12 protein-coding genes are annotated in these 15,333 nt (G+C 37.0%); 5 read left to right on the forward strand and 7 right to left on the reverse strand.

What is annotated here, in order from left to right; genetic code table 11:
• Positions 1-506 precede the first annotated feature (506 nt).
• Entirely contained in the window at positions 507-2,336 is a 1,830-nt protein-coding gene (locus tag BOQ62_RS00920) for a cytochrome-c peroxidase (RefSeq protein ID WP_129036569.1), read from the reverse strand.
• A gap of 229 nt (positions 2,337-2,565) precedes the next feature.
• Between BOQ62_RS00920 and BOQ62_RS00925 the strand changes: the two genes are divergently transcribed.
• Positions 2,566-3,051 carry a hypothetical protein gene (locus BOQ62_RS00925; protein WP_129036570.1) on the forward strand — a complete coding sequence of 162 codons (486 nt, stop codon included), beginning with the start codon at positions 2,566-2,568 and terminating at the stop codon, positions 3,049-3,051.
• Positions 3,052-3,073: 22 nt separating this feature from the next.
• Positions 3,074-3,928: a nucleoside phosphorylase gene (locus BOQ62_RS00930; RefSeq protein WP_129036571.1), complete on the forward strand. Its 855-nt coding sequence runs from the start codon at positions 3,074-3,076 to the stop codon at positions 3,926-3,928.
• Between the two features lie 192 nt (positions 3,929-4,120).
• On the opposite strand, the gene BOQ62_RS00935 is transcribed toward BOQ62_RS00930, so the two are convergent.
• The 3 genes from BOQ62_RS00935 to BOQ62_RS00945 form a co-directional block, all read right to left on the reverse strand.
• Positions 4,121-4,882 carry a hypothetical protein gene (locus BOQ62_RS00935; protein ID WP_129036572.1) on the reverse strand — a complete coding sequence of 254 codons (762 nt, stop codon included), beginning with the start codon at positions 4,880-4,882 and terminating at the stop codon, positions 4,121-4,123.
• A gap of 175 nt (positions 4,883-5,057) precedes the next feature.
• On the reverse strand, positions 5,058-6,335 hold the full coding sequence (locus BOQ62_RS00940; protein WP_129036573.1) for a hypothetical protein: 1,278 nt from the start codon (positions 6,333-6,335) through the stop codon (positions 5,058-5,060).
• Positions 6,336-6,600: 265 nt separating this feature from the next.
• The gene (locus BOQ62_RS00945) at positions 6,601-7,158 is read right to left on the reverse strand and encodes a DNA-3-methyladenine glycosylase I (RefSeq protein ID WP_129036574.1); all 558 of its coding nucleotides are present in this window, start codon (positions 7,156-7,158) and stop codon (positions 6,601-6,603) included.
• A gap of 139 nt (positions 7,159-7,297) precedes the next feature.
• On the opposite strand from BOQ62_RS00945, the gene BOQ62_RS00950 reads away from it, so the two are divergent.
• The 3 genes from BOQ62_RS00950 (at position 7,298) to BOQ62_RS00960 (ending at position 10,621) form a co-directional block, all read left to right on the forward strand.
• Positions 7,298-7,597 carry a hypothetical protein gene (locus tag BOQ62_RS00950; RefSeq protein WP_034697596.1) on the forward strand — a complete coding sequence of 100 codons (300 nt, stop codon included), beginning with the start codon at positions 7,298-7,300 and terminating at the stop codon, positions 7,595-7,597.
• A 121-nt stretch (positions 7,598-7,718) separates the two neighbouring features.
• Positions 7,719-8,528, forward strand: a complete 810-nt coding sequence (locus BOQ62_RS00955; protein ID WP_047098383.1) for an enoyl-ACP reductase — start codon at positions 7,719-7,721, stop codon at positions 8,526-8,528.
• A 254-nt stretch (positions 8,529-8,782) separates the two neighbouring features.
• Complete coding sequence (locus BOQ62_RS00960) at positions 8,783-10,621, forward strand: DUF3472 domain-containing protein (protein ID WP_129036575.1); 1,839 nt, start codon at positions 8,783-8,785, stop codon at positions 10,619-10,621.
• Between the two features lie 88 nt (positions 10,622-10,709).
• Here the strand turns inward: BOQ62_RS00960 and BOQ62_RS00965 are convergent, their stop codons facing one another.
• The 3 genes from BOQ62_RS00965 to bglX all read right to left on the reverse strand — a co-directional run bounded on the left by BOQ62_RS00965 (position 10,710) and on the right by bglX (position 15,328).
• A complete protein-coding gene (locus BOQ62_RS00965) occupies positions 10,710-12,149 on the reverse strand; it encodes a glycoside hydrolase family 30 protein (protein WP_129036576.1) in 1,440 nt (479 codons plus the stop codon).
• Positions 12,150-12,186: 37 nt separating this feature from the next.
• Positions 12,187-12,996, reverse strand: coding sequence for a family 16 glycosylhydrolase (locus BOQ62_RS00970; RefSeq protein WP_129036577.1), 810 nt, complete (start codon positions 12,994-12,996; stop codon positions 12,187-12,189).
• A gap of 109 nt (positions 12,997-13,105) precedes the next feature.
• Positions 13,106-15,328 carry a beta-glucosidase BglX gene (gene bglX, locus BOQ62_RS00975; protein WP_129036578.1) on the reverse strand — a complete coding sequence of 741 codons (2,223 nt, stop codon included), beginning with the start codon at positions 15,326-15,328 and terminating at the stop codon, positions 13,106-13,108.
• Positions 15,329-15,333: the final 5 nt, after the last annotated feature.

Below are 15,333 nucleotides of genomic sequence, written 5' to 3' on the forward strand. Positions count from 1 at the left end.
TTATTAGACCTTGCAAAACTATTTTATTACAGCTTTTTCTCTGTTAATAGGATTTTAAATCTAAATCACCCAATATTAACTTATCTAAAACCTAATGTTAATGGGGTTAATTTTTTGTTAAGTGATACGAGGTGTGGGGCTGTAGGGTTTGAGTGTGGGAGGGTTTTAGAGTTGGTGTGTTGAAGTTGCAGGGTGCGAGGTGAAATATGGGAGATAATTATGTGATTGAAGGATTCAAGATACGAGAATGCGGGATGCGGGGTTCGGAATAGGAGTTTCGCACGGAAGTTAGGAGATAAAAAATTGTTTCGCATTAGATATATGGAATAAAGGTTATTCATCCCTTCCAAAAACTATTCCTCATATAACTTAAACCCGAATCTCTAACCTCTCACTCTCAAACACTAAAACCCAGCAACTCGAAACTCTCGCAACCCGAATCTTTATTCTCTCACTCTAAAACCCTAAAACTCTCCCACACTCAAACCCCACTCCCCGCAACCCGCCTACTTCGCTTTACTCACATCCGTAAGAGCATTCAGAAAGGCTATAATCTGTTTGATTTCCGTTTCGGTAAGGTTTAATTTATCCGGTGCTAAGGTTTGATTTTTCATTTTCAGTCCTAATCCTTCTCCTCCTCCTTCATTATAAAAATCAAGTACTTCTTCTAATGTATTGAAAGCTCCGTTATGGAAATAAGGTTTCGTAAGGGCGATATTTCTAACAGTAACCGTTTTGAAAGAGTAATCATAAATCCATGATTTTTCCTTTTTTACCGGGCTGTTTCCTCTTCCCAAATCCTGGTCAAGCTCTACAGGAAGCTGATTGATCGGTCTCGTTGGTATTCCTAAGACTTCAGATTCATTTTCATTAAAAAATGGCGGTACCAATCCTGAAAAGTGAGGAGCAAAATGACAGGTTGCACAATTGGCTTTTCCCATAAACAGATTGAATCCTTTTTTAACATCATCGGAAACATTCTTTTCATTCCTCATAAAACGGTCAAAATCGCTGTCAAATGAGTATAGTGAAGCCACATAAGAACTTAATGCTTTTGAAAAATTTTCTTTGCTGATTTTCCCATCCTTGAAGGCATTTCGAAAAGCCTTTTTATATTCAGGTTTTGTTTTTAATTTCTGAATGATACTTTCATAACTGGTGTTGAATTCCTGTTCATTATAAATAACGTGCTCTGCCTGCTGCTCAAGATAGAATGCACGAAGATCATAGAAGAATCTCTTGGCAAAAACAGCATTATATAAAGAGGGAGAATTTCTTAAAACAGTTTTCCCTTCCACGTTGCTTTGTGATTTTGCTTTCAGATCTGTAAAAGCATTTTCCTGAAGGTGGCAGGTTGCACAGCTCATTTTTCCGTTACCACTTAAGTTCTGATCGTAGAAAATAGATTTTCCAAGGTTACGAAGTTCCGGGTTATCTTCTGAGGATTTCAATAAGGTATAAAAATATGGATCCAGGAAATCGCTGCTGAAAAAGTTTTTATTCCCTACATTCCATCCTGAAAATTCTTTAAGATCATCAGGTCTGCCGTCCCATTTCCCAAACTCTTCATATAAAGGCTGTACATATTTTTTATAAAACTCAATCCTGTCAAAGGTTTCAAAATCTGTATTTTTTGAAAGGTAGCCGATTGCATCTCTTAAAATCTGATCAGCTTTCTGAATATTATAGTTTTTAAAATAAGGATCATCATTGATGTATTTCTGTATTCCCGTAAGTGCATGGCCTGTTTCTTCTGAAATATTCAGAGAGCCTGGGGTATCAAAACCTGACACTCCAAGTGAATAGATCCTGATTAGTTCTATACGTAAAGGCAATGTTTTGTTGTTTCCCTTACTTAGTCCATTTTTTAAAGCACTTAAATAAAACCCAGAATAACTGTTGTATAAAAAGGTAGTAATGGTCTTAATTTTTTCTTTCTCATTTTCTGCTTCATCTGAGAATATAAGCTCATCCAGCACCTGCAATCCTTCGGGAGGAAGTGTATATGAAGAGGTACCTGCAGCTTCTATATGAAACAGAGGTGCCGCATTAAGATGGGTTTTGGTAAATTCAGGGTAATGGTAAGCAACATAAAATTCTATTTCTTTGAATGAATTTCTTGTACTGCTCAGAGATTTTTGTAATTCTGCCAGGGAAATACGGTCTTCTGAGAACTTATCAACATCTGATTTCAGCTGTTCAAGCTTGATTTTAAAGTCGGATAGTCCTTTATTGACAAATGTATTTTCGCTTTCTTTTCCTTTATAAACAGGATTAAAAGACATTACTGCAAATCCTATCAGAAGGACGATTACAAGCAGTGGATAAGATCTCATGAATTTTTAGCGGCAAAAGTATTCATCTGATGTTATCTCAGTTTTAATAGCAGATTAAATAATGTTTATATTTCTGATATAATATTTTTCACTAATTTTAAGCCCCGAAATCAAATTCATTATTCTAAAGAAAACGGTTCTTCGAAATACCGGAAAAATAATGGCGGGAGATTATTGGGAGAGGATTTTTTAATTAGATTCAACACATCAAAAAAACTAAAATAGTATTATGAAAACAAAACTATGGTTTGCTGTTGCAGCAAGTTTCCTTTCTATGACGGCATTTTCACAGAAAAAGAAGCAACCGGAGAAATCATCCGGAAAGCAGCAGGAAATGGCTGTATATGCGGAGAAAAGAGGTTCTGATTATTACTTGGTCCGCCTGGAAAAAGATAAAAATATCCCGAATGTGTATGTATATTCCAACGGTGTAACCAAACCCTATAAAAACTATACAGATCTGAAGGATATTGTTGTAGAATTCCCGGGAATGATGACCTCCAACAATTCAACAAAGGAAGAACTGATTTCTATTCTTAAAAAAGAGGATCACTTCTACGAAATCACTTCACAGAGGAAAGATCCTAAAAACATTGAAAAAACGGTGGTTACGGTATATGAAGTAATGAATGGTCAGAAGAGGATTGTAGAAGAATACAATGACATCTACGAGGTTATGGCATCTCCTTATAAAGAAGCTATTATGATTAATTAAAAAAACAAAAAATATACATATTATGCTAAACAAACTTGCTGCTTCAGAACTTGTTCTGAATGAAGACGGAAGTGTATACCACCTGAATCTTCTCCCTGAAGATATTGCTGATAAAATCATCCTTGTAGGTGATCCAGACAGAGTAGCTAAAGTTTCAAAATATTTTGATACCGTAGAAATCAAAAAAAATAAAAGAGAATTCTATACGCATACAGGAACGCTTCGCGGAGAAAGAATCACTGTAATGTCTACGGGTATCGGAACTGAAAACATCGATATCGTAATGAACGAATTAGATGCTTTGGTAAACATTGATCTTCAAAACAAAGAATTCAAGACTGAGCACAAAGCTCTTGAATTATTCCGTATGGGAACTTGCGGAAGTGTAAACCCGGATGTACAGGTAGATAATATGCTGGTTACTCAGAATGTAGTAGGTTTAGACGGATTAATGCACTTCTATCAGGATTACAACTTCGAAAATGAATTTTCTAAAACCTTCTTAGAAAAATTCCCTTACGAAAAAATCAAGCCAATGCTTTATTTCTCAGACTGGGCAGAAGAAATGGGAGATTATTATAAAGATGCCAAATACCATGGAAATACAGCTACATTCCCTGGATTTTATGCTCCACAGGGAAGACAGCTTCGTTTGAAAGCAGTAGATGACAAATTCTTAGAAACCTTGAATGATCTTGGAATCACCAATTTCGAAATGGAAACCTCTGCCATCTATGCTCTTTCAAAATTATTAGGACACAAAGCGATTACCGTAAATAATGTTATTGCCAACAGAAGACGTGGAGAGTTCTCTGCAGATCATCATGCTTCTGAGAAAAACCTTATTGAATGGGTATTGGAAAGAATTATTAAGTAATTATTTTATTTATATACATAAAAAGACCTCCGGAAATTATTCCGGAGGTTTTTATTTTTTATCCATCCAGCTTGTCATTCCGGAGGAATCTAAATACTGATTTTTTAAAATCTACATAGAGATTCCTGCGGAATGACAAAAGTTATCATAAGAAATTATGTAAATAACCATCTTATTAAGCACTAAAAATAATTACAAATGAAACGTTCTCGGATCCGGATACTGAAACACATAATCCAGCTCAGACACCAACTTTGAAGACATCACCTTCTTCCCTTTCACTTCAAACTCTTCATCATCCGTTATATTTTTCTGCGCATTAATAACCTGGCTTTTTGCCGGATGTATCGGAGCAGTTACATTATATAATTTTGATTCCGTTCCTCTTTCAATCATCTCTGAGATAATAGCACTGATATCAGCATAATGAATATGATTGACTGCATGATCAAGGTTGCCCACATTGTAATTTTTCAAAAGTCTGTTATTACCCATCAAACCGCCAAGTCTTAAAATATTAAGCTGTGGATATTTATTTCTAAGGATTCTTTCACCCGATACTTTTTCCAAAGGAAGATCTTCTTCTGTAAATTCCTGATGAAGATCGGGATAGCCCCCTGTAGAGCTCATCAGAAACATCTGTCCTTTAAAGTCTCCTATAAAAGCTGATAAATTCTGGATTCTATTGTATAAAGAACTTACACAACAGCTCTTTTCTGAAACCGGAATGGTAATAAGTAAAACATCAAGATCTTTAATCTCAGACCATGGTGAATAAGGCTCTGTCAGCTGATAGTCAGGAAAAGAAGCTATTACAGCATTAATACCTTTATTATTGAGCTGATCTGCTTTGCTTTCCGTGGTTGTGGTTACTGTTATAATGTATTTTCCGGAGAATGAAGATGCTATTCTCTCCCCTAACCAACCATAGCCTATAATTCCTATTTTCTTCATATTTCAGAGAAGATTTTCCGTTTTTTAATCTTACAAAAATAATATATTTACCTCTGTACACTATTGTATTTAATAGAAATTCAATTAAAATCCTGATCTATGATCTGAAAATAAAAAAGGACTCCCAGTCCGGAAGTCCTTCACACCATATCAACTATAATAAAAAATCTATCATTTAAAATTCATTGATCATCACATAAAAATGTCCGGAGTACAAACTATTCGCACTTTCTGAAATATTTGTAAGATTAACTGTAATGCTTGATGTAGAAGTAAGCCTTGGATTCGAGATAGAAAATGAAGAATTCCCTACAAAATCTCCTGCTGGAGAAACCACAACGACCGCTCTTACAGAACCAGGCTGATAACCATTCGGAACCGGAATATCAATGGTTGTTGATTTTCCCGGAGGTAAATTGTTGATCGATATTCCCGGCCATGTTTCAAAACTGATTTGATTTTTCTGTACACTGCCCTTTTCGCCCAACTTAAACTGTCCGCTTACATCTAGTTTTGCAGAGACATTCGGAGCATTAGTACCTATTCCTACATTAGCATTATTATCACCCAGAACAACGGCATTGGCCTGTGAAGTAGTTGCTCCATATCCTACCGCTGTTGAATATTGCCCCAATGCATTGGCGCCAGAGCCTAAAGCTGTTGAGTTTTGACTATTGGTTACCGCATTATATCCTAAAGCAGTTTCGCTGTTGGTATTTGTTTTCGCATTGTATCCTAATGCGATGGATTGAAAACCATCTGCGGAAGAATTATTTCCCACTGCTACTGATTCATTACTGCTGGCCTGTGCATGAAATCCTATTGCTGTTGATCTGAATCCGCCTGCGGTAGTTTTATTTCCCAGAGCTAAGGCTTCATTTCCGGATACCGTTGTGGCGCTTCCGATGGCTATTCCCATAAATGCTGAGTTAGCACTTCCAATGGCGACACCGTTCTGCCCTGCATTGGAGCTTGTTCCAAAGCTTACTGAATTATCAACGCCCAATCTTCCGGCTGTTAATGCATTTACTTTAAAGATGAGATCATCATATGTTTTTGTTCCTAAAGCAAGGGTTGTATTGGCTCCTCCATAATTTCCAACATTCGTACCTGTAAGATTCCAGTTTGTTCCATTATCTATTTTTGTGGGATCACCTCCATTTGCTAAAATTTTATTCCATTTCGATTCAAACCAATAATAAAATCCAATGTCTTTCAAAGTTGAATTTCCATTATTCCATACGATAAGTCCATCCGCTGGTGAAGGTACTGTTGTATTATCCGTTGTTGATGCTAATGCAACACTTGGAAGGAGTACCCCTTTATTGCTGGCATTGATATGAAGCATTGCTGAAGGTGCAGGGTTTGGAGTTCCTATCCCAACCTGGGCATTCACAAAACAAGTAAAGAATAATAAAAGAAGAGTGTAGTGTAGTTTATAGTTTTTTTGCATTCCTGTAATTTTAGGAGGTGCAAATATACAAATTTTCAATAATTTATTAATAAAACATTAATATTATTGAAAAAACAATAATTAAAAACACATTATGGTGAGTAAAATAAAACTTAATCACAAAACAATGAAAAATGTTTAAATATCAAGCATTTATTAAATAGAGCATTCATTGGACTTTGCAGATATCTCTAATTTTCTGCTTAACTTTTTAAATTGTATAATTATCAATAAACTTCACCAAATTTTGAATAAAAAACAACTATTATTTTCTGGTAAAACAGTCTTTTAAATGGTCATTTACCATTCCGGTTGCCTGCATATGGGCATAAATTACCGTAGAACCTACGAATTTGAAGCCTCTTTTTTTAAGTTCTTTGGAAATAAGATCTGAAATTTCTGTAGTAGCAGGAACAGCAGACAATGATTCCGGACTGTTATCAATCGGTTTGCCACCTATAAAGTTCCATATGTATTGGGAAAAGCTTCCAAATTCCCTTTGGACCTCCATAAATTGCTGTGCATTGGTAATGGATGCCAGGATCTTGAGTCTGTTTCGGATAATCCCAGAATTGTTCATCAATTCTTCGATCTTTTTATCAGAATAGGCCGCCACTTTTTTATAATCGAAATGATCAAAAGCTTTTCTGAAATTGTCTCTCTTAGACAAAATAGTATACCAGCTCAGTCCGGCTTGAAAACTTTCAAGAATAAGGAATTCAAATATCGTTTTATCATCATACACAGGTCTGCCCCATTCTTCATCATGGTACGTTCTGTAGAGATCATCTTTTTCACACCATCCACAGCGAATTTTTTCCATAATTATCAAATTTTATATATTAAAGATACTACCGATTTGGAAAAAGACAACAAAATATTATGAAAAGTTTAACAACCTATCCTGATTTTAGGAATAGTTATTGTTTAATTACAACTACCAAACTAAAATTTATAGTATTATGAACAATTCAGAGTATAACAAAGCGGAAAATGCAGTAAACAATGTAGAAAATTCTTTACAGAATGCAACGGACAAAGCCAAATGGAAAATCAATGAATTGGCAGACAAGGCCAAAGATTATATCAATGAGAAAAGGAATAATGATCAGGAGGCCAGCCAGGAAGACTGGCTAGACAGGGTAAAAGCTAATGTATCCGATGCATGGGAGGATATCAAAGATAAAGCAGATGAGGCATGGGAAAAAACCAAAGATGCAGCAGAGGATGTAAAGGCAGAATGGAATAAGAAAACCAATTAGTATTTCAGTCATATAAATATTTTCAATAAAATGGAGTCTTAAAATTAATAAGGCTCCATTTTTTATTATGTCATAACCACAATTATTGTTACATTTGTAGTATAATAAACATTAAAAAATTATGTCATACGGTTTACTTAAAGGCAAAAAGGGAATTATTTTTGGAGCCCTTAATGAACAATCTATCGCATGGAAAGTTGCTGAAAGATGCCATGAGGAAGGTGCTGAATTCATTTTATCTAATGCTCCTATTGCTTTGAGAATGGGAGAACTTAATGGTTTAGCAGAAAAAACAGGTTCTGAAGTAATAGGTGCTGATGCTACTTCTGTAGAAGATCTTGAAAAACTTTTTGATGCCGCTGTTGCAAAATTTGGAAAAATCGACTTTATCCTTCACTCTATCGGGATGTCTATCAACGTAAGAAAAGGAAAACATTATACAGAAATGAACTACGACTGGTTGGAAAAAGGCTGGGATATTTCCGCTGTTTCTTTCCACAAAGTAATGCGTGTGGCTTGGGAAAAAGACTGTATGAATGAGTGGGGAAGTATTTTGGCACTTACTTATATTGCGGCTCAGAGAACATTCCCGGATTATAATGATATGTCTGACAACAAAGCTTATCTGGAAAGTATCGCAAGAACTTTCGGAAACTATTGGGGAGAAAGAAAAGTACGTGTAAATACGGTTTCTCAGTCTCCTACCATGACGACTGCAGGCAGCGGTGTGAAAGGTTTCGGAGGATTCCTCGGATATGCAGAAGATATGTCTCCACTAGGAAATGCGACTGCTCTTGAATGTGCAGACTACTGTGTAACGCTATTCTCTGATCTTACTAAAAAAGTAACGATGCAGAATCTTTTCCATGATGGAGGTTTCAGCAGCTCAGGAGTTACTCAGAGAGTAATCAGTAAATATGATGCTGAATAATTAGCAGAAAACTTATTTTTAAATACAATAAAGGAGCAATCCTATTCAATACAAGCAATGCATTCAAGATGCATTGCTTTTTTATATAATCAATACCATAAATAAATATTATTCAACCATTGACTGTAATTCAATTATTTACTCTAAAATATCAGCAATATTAATTTATAATTTTTATTAAATATTCAAAATATCCATAAATTAGTACTACCAAATAACTTATTTATGGAAAAAAATTAAAGTCTTGCGCTGTAATGCTACTTATTGCTGCGTCCTCGTTCTTCAATACTACCCATGCTCAAACCTGCCCAAGCTGGGGACCGTATCTTGAAGGTTTTGATATGACGAACGCCGGTGAACTCTGGTATTCTGAAGTAATGGCAGATAATACTTGTAAAAAGGTTAATACCTACTACTCTACCCTGAATTTTTCTTTGGGTCCCCGGGGTGGATATGCGGGAATCCAGTACAAACAGAATGAAATCTACAACAACATTTTTTCCATGTGGGATCTTCAGGATACCAATGTACCGCAGTGTACTACAGAGTATACTGCTCCCAATACTTTTGTAGATGGTTTCGGAGGAGAAGGAACAGGTCTTCACACGGATAATCCTATGCCATGGACACCAGGAATCTGGTATGCCACAGTTGTAAGAAGATGGTCTACAGGTGATGGAAAAACCAGAATCGGATTCTTTATGTTTGATTATGGTTCCGGAAAATGGAAACATTATGTCACGATTGTCACTCCGGAAAATGATGCCAAATTCACAGGAACCAAGTTGGGAGGCTTTGTAGAAAACTGGAATTCAGCAGCAAGTAAGGCTACCCGCTGTGGATACTTTAGAAACTTCTGGAGTATGAATGCGCAAGGAAACTGGTCTAAACCTTCACAATATACCGCTTCGGCGGGAACCGGATCATGGGGAGCGGAAACAGCTTTCAACAATACCGCCATTAAGGTAACTTCATGTGGAACGGCTCCGGCACCTGCTGGCGGTTCAGTAACATTTAACGGAATTATTCAGGATGGTACAAAACCTACAACCACTACTCCTGTTACTGTAACAACCGTTACTCCGTCTTATAATACTTCTAATAATTCAGTGAATGTAAATTGGGCTAACTCAGAAACCACGAGCCCGCAGCTTTCTTACAAAGTTTCATTGTATACGGAAGCCAGTTGGGCAAATTCTTATACTCCTGTGGCAGTGGTTACGGGTATTCGCCCAGATCAGAGAAGTGCTCAGGTACCGCTTCCTGCGAATTCTCAACCGGGAAAATATTATGTGAGTGTTGTTTTGGAGGATATTTTTAAGCAAACTTCTAATTTCGGATATAATAATTTAACGATCAACAATATTGTAACGGCACCTACTATTGACCCAAATGCTTATTACCGCATAAAATGTGTGGGAAGCAGCCAATACATCAGCCCTGCCAATTACAGTACTGCATCCAATACCAAAATGGTTCAATATCCTTTTAACAGCAACCTTGCCCAACAATGGAAACTGGAAAAAACCGGAAATAATTATATCATCATCAACCGTGCTTCAGGTTTAGCCATTGATGTCCCGGGATCCAATACAAACAATGGTACTACATTGATACAGTATTCAAAACATGGTGGTAATAATCAGCAATGGGTATTAAGACCTTATACCTCAAATACGCTTGTCATAGGAACCGCATTATCCAATATGAAAGCCATGGATAATCCCGCTAATTCGCAAACCTCAGGTACCTATATCAACATCTGGGATCAGGATATAAACGGAACGGCCGGAGTAAATCATCAATGGGTACTTGAGCAGATAACAGCATCCACGATGTCAGCGAAACAGGAAATAACTTCTACGGCTTATCCCAATCCTGTAAAACAGGGTGAAAATCTTACCATCAGTCTTCCAGAAAATGGAAATACTTATAAATTGACGATCACTAACGCTGAAGGATTAACATTAAAATCCCAACAGGCGAAAGCTGGTACAACAATCATCTCGACTTCGGGAATGAGAACCGGAATTTATTTCTATAATGCTCAAAACAGCAACGGAACGATTTCCGGAAAGTTTTCGGTACAATAGTTTTTACCTACTTCTAAAGATATTTTAAATGCGAATCGGCGGCCTCTTCGAGGCCGCCGATTCTGTCAAAAATAATATTAATATGATATTATAAAATTACGGTCTGTATAGAGTGTGCCGGAGCGTTCAGCTTAGCTGCCATCCCTTCAATCCACAGATTGGTTTCAATATCATTATCAGAATCGTTCATAATAACGGTTACCAATTGCCCGTTTTCATTCATAAATGCAGAAGAAGTCAGAGCTGCTCTGTTGGAAGAACTTCCAATTCTCTGTGCATTTGGTTTGATATATTTTGAAACATGTCCTATATAATAGTATTCATAAGTGTAGAATACTTCTCCGGTTTTGGTGTCTGCAATAATTGGGGCAAAGCAGAAATTTCCTTTGTGATTAGGCCCTCCGGTTTCATCCAATAAAATATTCCAGTCAGTCCATAAAGCATTTCCTTTGTTGAAGTCGTTCAGCATGTTTTTGCTGTATAGCTCTCCCAGGCTTACATCATAAATCTTATCCATATTGAACTGTTCTTTACATCCTTCGGTGAATGCAAGAAATTTATCCGGAAAAGCTCTGTGAGTTTCTGCTAAATTGTCAAAAAGCTGGGTTTTGTTATTCCATGTTTCATACCAGTGATATCCGATACCGCTGGCATATTTTGCTGTTTCAGGATCGCTTAAAGTGGTCGTGGCTCTCTGATAGATAAGATCTCTGTTGTGATCCCAGATCATTACTTTTTTATCTTTATATCCGTTTTTCCAAAGGGTTGGGCCAAGATTCTTTTTCAGGAATTCTCCTTCTTCTTCGGCTGTGTAAATGCATGATTCCCAGCTTTGGGTAGCCATTGGCTCATTCTGAACGGTTAATCCCCAGATATTGATACCCCTTTTTTCGTATTCTTTGATGAATTTGATATAATAATCTGCCCATGTCTGGTAATACTGATTTTCCAATCTTCCGCCTTTATATAAGCTTTGGTTTGATTTCATCCAGGCTGGTGGACTCCACGGGGAGAAATAAAAGGTAAAATTATTTCCAATCGCTTTCTGAGCTTCTTTAATCATAGGAATTTTATATTTCTCATCATGAGCAACATTGAAGGTCTTTAAAGACGTATCATTATCCTGTACATACGTATAAGAATCACTCGAAAAGTCACAGGAGTTCATATTAGTACGAACCACAGTATATCCCAATCCGTTTTTCCCAAAATAAGCGTCAAGAATTTCTTTCTGCTTGTTCTTTGGCATTTTATAAAAAGTCTCTGCTGATGCATCTGTGATAGCACCTCCTATTCCTATCAGTTTCTGATATTTAAAATTTGGAGCCACAAAAATGCAGGCATCCGTTTCTTTAGGCTGCCCGAACTGTGCAAATGTAACGGCTCCTTTATCCACCATCTTCTCATTCACTTTCGAGTTGGTAAGGACTACTTTAGCTGTTTTTCCTGCATTTTTTTTCCAATAATTCTGAGCATTGACATTTATGACAACGCCTACTACAAAACAACTTACAATTAGTTTTCTCATGATTTTTTTGTTTTTGGACCTATCGTCCCCATTTTCATTATTTTTTCTGATAGACTCTTACGTAATCTATGTAATACTTCTGTGGAAAGACGGTATCATCAATACCTTCTTTTCCACCCCAAAATCCCCCTACAGCAAGATTTAAAATAATAAAGTAAGGCTGATCAAAAGGCCATGCTTCATTGGTTTTTTCTTTATTCTCATAGGTGAAGAACTTTTGGTTATCTATATAAACATCTATTTTTTCTGGTGTCCAGTCTGCTTTATAGACATGGAATTTTTCGCTGGCATCCTTTACAAACAAAGTGTCGGTCTTCTGTGTTCCCTGAATATGATTGTATTTTTTGGTATGAACAGAAGCATGGATATATCCCTGATTAAACCCCACATGTTCCATGATATCCAGCTCACCGTCATCCGGCCATTTCTTCATATTTTCGCTCATCATCCAGATGGCAGGCCATGTTCCGCGACCTTTGGGAAGCTTTGCTCTTACTTCTATTGATCCATACTGAAAAGAGAATTTTCCTTTGGTTAAAAGTCTTGCAGAAGTGTATTTATTCTTATCCCAATTTTCTTTTCTGGCTTCAATGATGAGATTTCCATTTTCCATTCTGGCATTTTCAAGCCTGTTTTTGGTATAAAACTGAGCTTCTTCATTTCCAAAACCATCTCCTCCGGTATCATAATTCCATTTTAATGAATCCGGAAGTCCTTTGCCATTAAACTCATCACTCCAAATCAATGTTCTACCAATATCCGACTTATGTGAAGCACAATTGAGGGCAGTAAGGAGGAAAGCTCCTGCTGCACATGTCCTTATTATATTTCTGAATTTGATTTTCATGTGTATTAAGTTTTGGCTAAAGCCGTTCTTTTTATATTTTTATATGATGAGTGGGCTTCCTTCGACTATGCTCTGGATTTGAGCCCGCTCCTATTGAATTTTCTTCAATCTATTTCGTCCAGTTAATTCTTTTGGTCTGAACATTTTGAGAATTGGTTCCGATCATAATATCGAATTCTCCCCCTTCCCAATCAAAATTTAATTCGTCATCAAAGAATTTCAGATCTTCCGGAGTAAGTTTAAAATCGATCTTTTTACTTTCTCCTTTTTTGATGAATATTTTCTGGAAACCTTTCAGCTCTTTTACAGGTCTCACCACTTTTCCGAAAAGATCTCGGATATAAAGCTGTACAACTTCTTCTCCATCGTATTTCCCGGTATTGGTAACAGTAACGCTGATGTTCAATATTTGATTTCCTGTAAGCTTTGTGGAACTTAAAGCCATATCGGAATATTTAAAATCTGTATAGCTTAAGCCGTATCCAAATGGGTATTTCGGATCATTATCCAAATCTATATAAGCGGAAACATAGTTTCTGTCTGTATTATTTTTTGCAGGTCTTCCGGTATTATAATGATTGTAATACACTGGAATCTGACCTTCTGTTCTTGGAAAGCTCATTGGAAGTTTTCCGCCAGGATTTACCGAACCGAATACAACATCTGCAATGGAATTTCCGGCTTCTGTTCCCAACCACCATGTGTACACAATTGCAGGAATATTGTCTGAAGCCCAATTGAAAATTAAAGGTCTTCCGGCGTTGATCATCAGAATGATTGGTTTTCCAGTCTTGGCAATTTCTTTCAATAAATCTTCCTGAACACCAGTAAATCCGATATTACTTCTACTTTTTGCTTCTCCGCTCATCGCATGACCTTCTCCCAAAGTCATGATGACAACATCAGCTTTTTTCGCAGTTTCTATGGCTTCTGCAAACTGACTTTTGTCCTGATCATCAACGTTACAGCCTTTGGCATATAATAAAGTGGAGTTTTTATCCAGTTGATTTTTAATTCCGTCAAATTGTGAAACGATTCTCTGATTATCATCTTTGAAAGCAATAGACCAGAAACCATGATTAGCCACCGTTTCTTTCCCGAAAGGACCAATCAGAGCGACTGTTTTTACCGTTTTTGAAAGTGGAAGAATATTTCCCTGATTTTTAAGAAGAACGATACTCTTTGAGCCGAATTCTCTTCCGAATTTTCTGTTTTCCTGATTATCGGTCTGTTCTTTTTGTCTTTTCTCATTACTGAACCTGTAAGGATCATCGAAAAGTCCCATTTCAAATTTCTTGGTTAAAATTCTTCCTGTTGCATCATCTATCAGTTTTGGATCTACTTTTCCTTCTTTAACCAGTTTTGGAAGTTCTGCCATATAAACACGGCTTTCCATATCCATATCGCTTCCTCCTTGTATGGCTCTTTCTGCAGCTTCATTAGCGTCTTTGGCATAACCGTGAGGAACCATTTCTCCAATACTTCCCCAGTCTGAAACTACAAAGCCTTTATACTTCCATTTTCCTTTTAAAAGGGTTCTCTGAATATATTTATTAGCTGTAGCCGGAACGCCGTTAATATCGTTGAAAGAATTCATAAAAGTAGCCACTCCTGCTTCTGCAGCAGCTTTGAATGGCGGAAGATAAGTTTCATTCAGCTGTCTGAGACTCATATCAACCGAATTGTAATCTCTTCCTCCTACGGCCGCTCCATATGCTGCAAAGTGTTTTGCACATGCCATCACCGCATCAAGACTTCCTAAACCTCTGCCCTGAAATCCTTTAATTCTTGCCAAACCTATTTTTGTTCCCAAATAAGTATCTTCACCGGAACCTTCCATTACTCTTCCCCATCTTGGGTCTCTGGCAATATCCACCATTGGAGCAAATGTCCAGTGAATACCATAGGCAGCAGCTTCCGTAGCTGCAATTCTTTCTGATTTTTCAATCATTCCCATATCCCAGCTTGCTGCCTGCCCCAAATTCACAGGAAATGTGGTACGATATCCATGGATAACATCCTGCCCGAACAGCAAAGGGATTTTCAGTCTTGACTGCATGGCCAGTTTCTGAAAAGCTCGGGTTTCTTCAGATCCTGCCACATTCAGCATAGAGCCTACTTTTCCTTTTTTAATTTCATCCAAGACAGCAGCAGAATTGGAATGCTGTGGCCCTGTGGCATATTCAAACCCACTGTACTGAACCATTTGTCCTACTTTCTCTTCCAAAGTCATTTTAGACAGCAGTTCTGCTACTTTCTGATCAATTGTTTTTTGTCCGTAAGCATTCAGTCCAAATGCAGAAAATGCAAGTAAAAAATAAACTCTTTTCATAAAAT

The organism is Chryseobacterium sp. CH21 (assembly GCF_004119445.1).
Classification (GTDB): domain Bacteria; phylum Bacteroidota; class Bacteroidia; order Flavobacteriales; family Weeksellaceae; genus Chryseobacterium.

Bases quoted from the DNA above. Each gene is read 5' to 3' on its own strand.
- BOQ62_RS00920 (WP_129036569.1), bottom strand. From the start codon at position 2,336: ATGAGATCTTATCCACTGCTTGTAATCGTCCTTCTGATAGGATTTGCA.
- BOQ62_RS00925 (WP_129036570.1), top strand. From the start codon at position 2,566: ATGAAAACAAAACTATGGTTTGCTGTTGCAGCAAGTTTCCTTTCTATG.
- BOQ62_RS00930 (WP_129036571.1), top strand. From the start codon at position 3,074: ATGCTAAACAAACTTGCTGCTTCAGAACTTGTTCTGAATGAAGACGGA.
- BOQ62_RS00935 (WP_129036572.1), bottom strand. From the start codon at position 4,882: ATGAAGAAAATAGGAATTATAGGCTATGGTTGGTTAGGGGAGAGAATA.
- BOQ62_RS00940 (WP_129036573.1), bottom strand. From the start codon at position 6,335: ATGCAAAAAAACTATAAACTACACTACACTCTTCTTTTATTATTCTTT.
- BOQ62_RS00945 (WP_129036574.1), bottom strand. From the start codon at position 7,158: ATGGAAAAAATTCGCTGTGGATGGTGTGAAAAAGATGATCTCTACAGA.
- BOQ62_RS00950 (WP_034697596.1), top strand. From the start codon at position 7,298: ATGAACAATTCAGAGTATAACAAAGCGGAAAATGCAGTAAACAATGTA.
- BOQ62_RS00955 (WP_047098383.1), top strand. From the start codon at position 7,719: ATGTCATACGGTTTACTTAAAGGCAAAAAGGGAATTATTTTTGGAGCC.
- BOQ62_RS00960 (WP_129036575.1), top strand. From the start codon at position 8,783: ATGCTACTTATTGCTGCGTCCTCGTTCTTCAATACTACCCATGCTCAA.
- BOQ62_RS00965 (WP_129036576.1), bottom strand. From the start codon at position 12,149: ATGAGAAAACTAATTGTAAGTTGTTTTGTAGTAGGCGTTGTCATAAAT.
- BOQ62_RS00970 (WP_129036577.1), bottom strand. From the start codon at position 12,996: ATGAAAATCAAATTCAGAAATATAATAAGGACATGTGCAGCAGGAGCT.
- bglX (WP_129036578.1), bottom strand. From the start codon at position 15,328: ATGAAAAGAGTTTATTTTTTACTTGCATTTTCTGCATTTGGACTGAAT.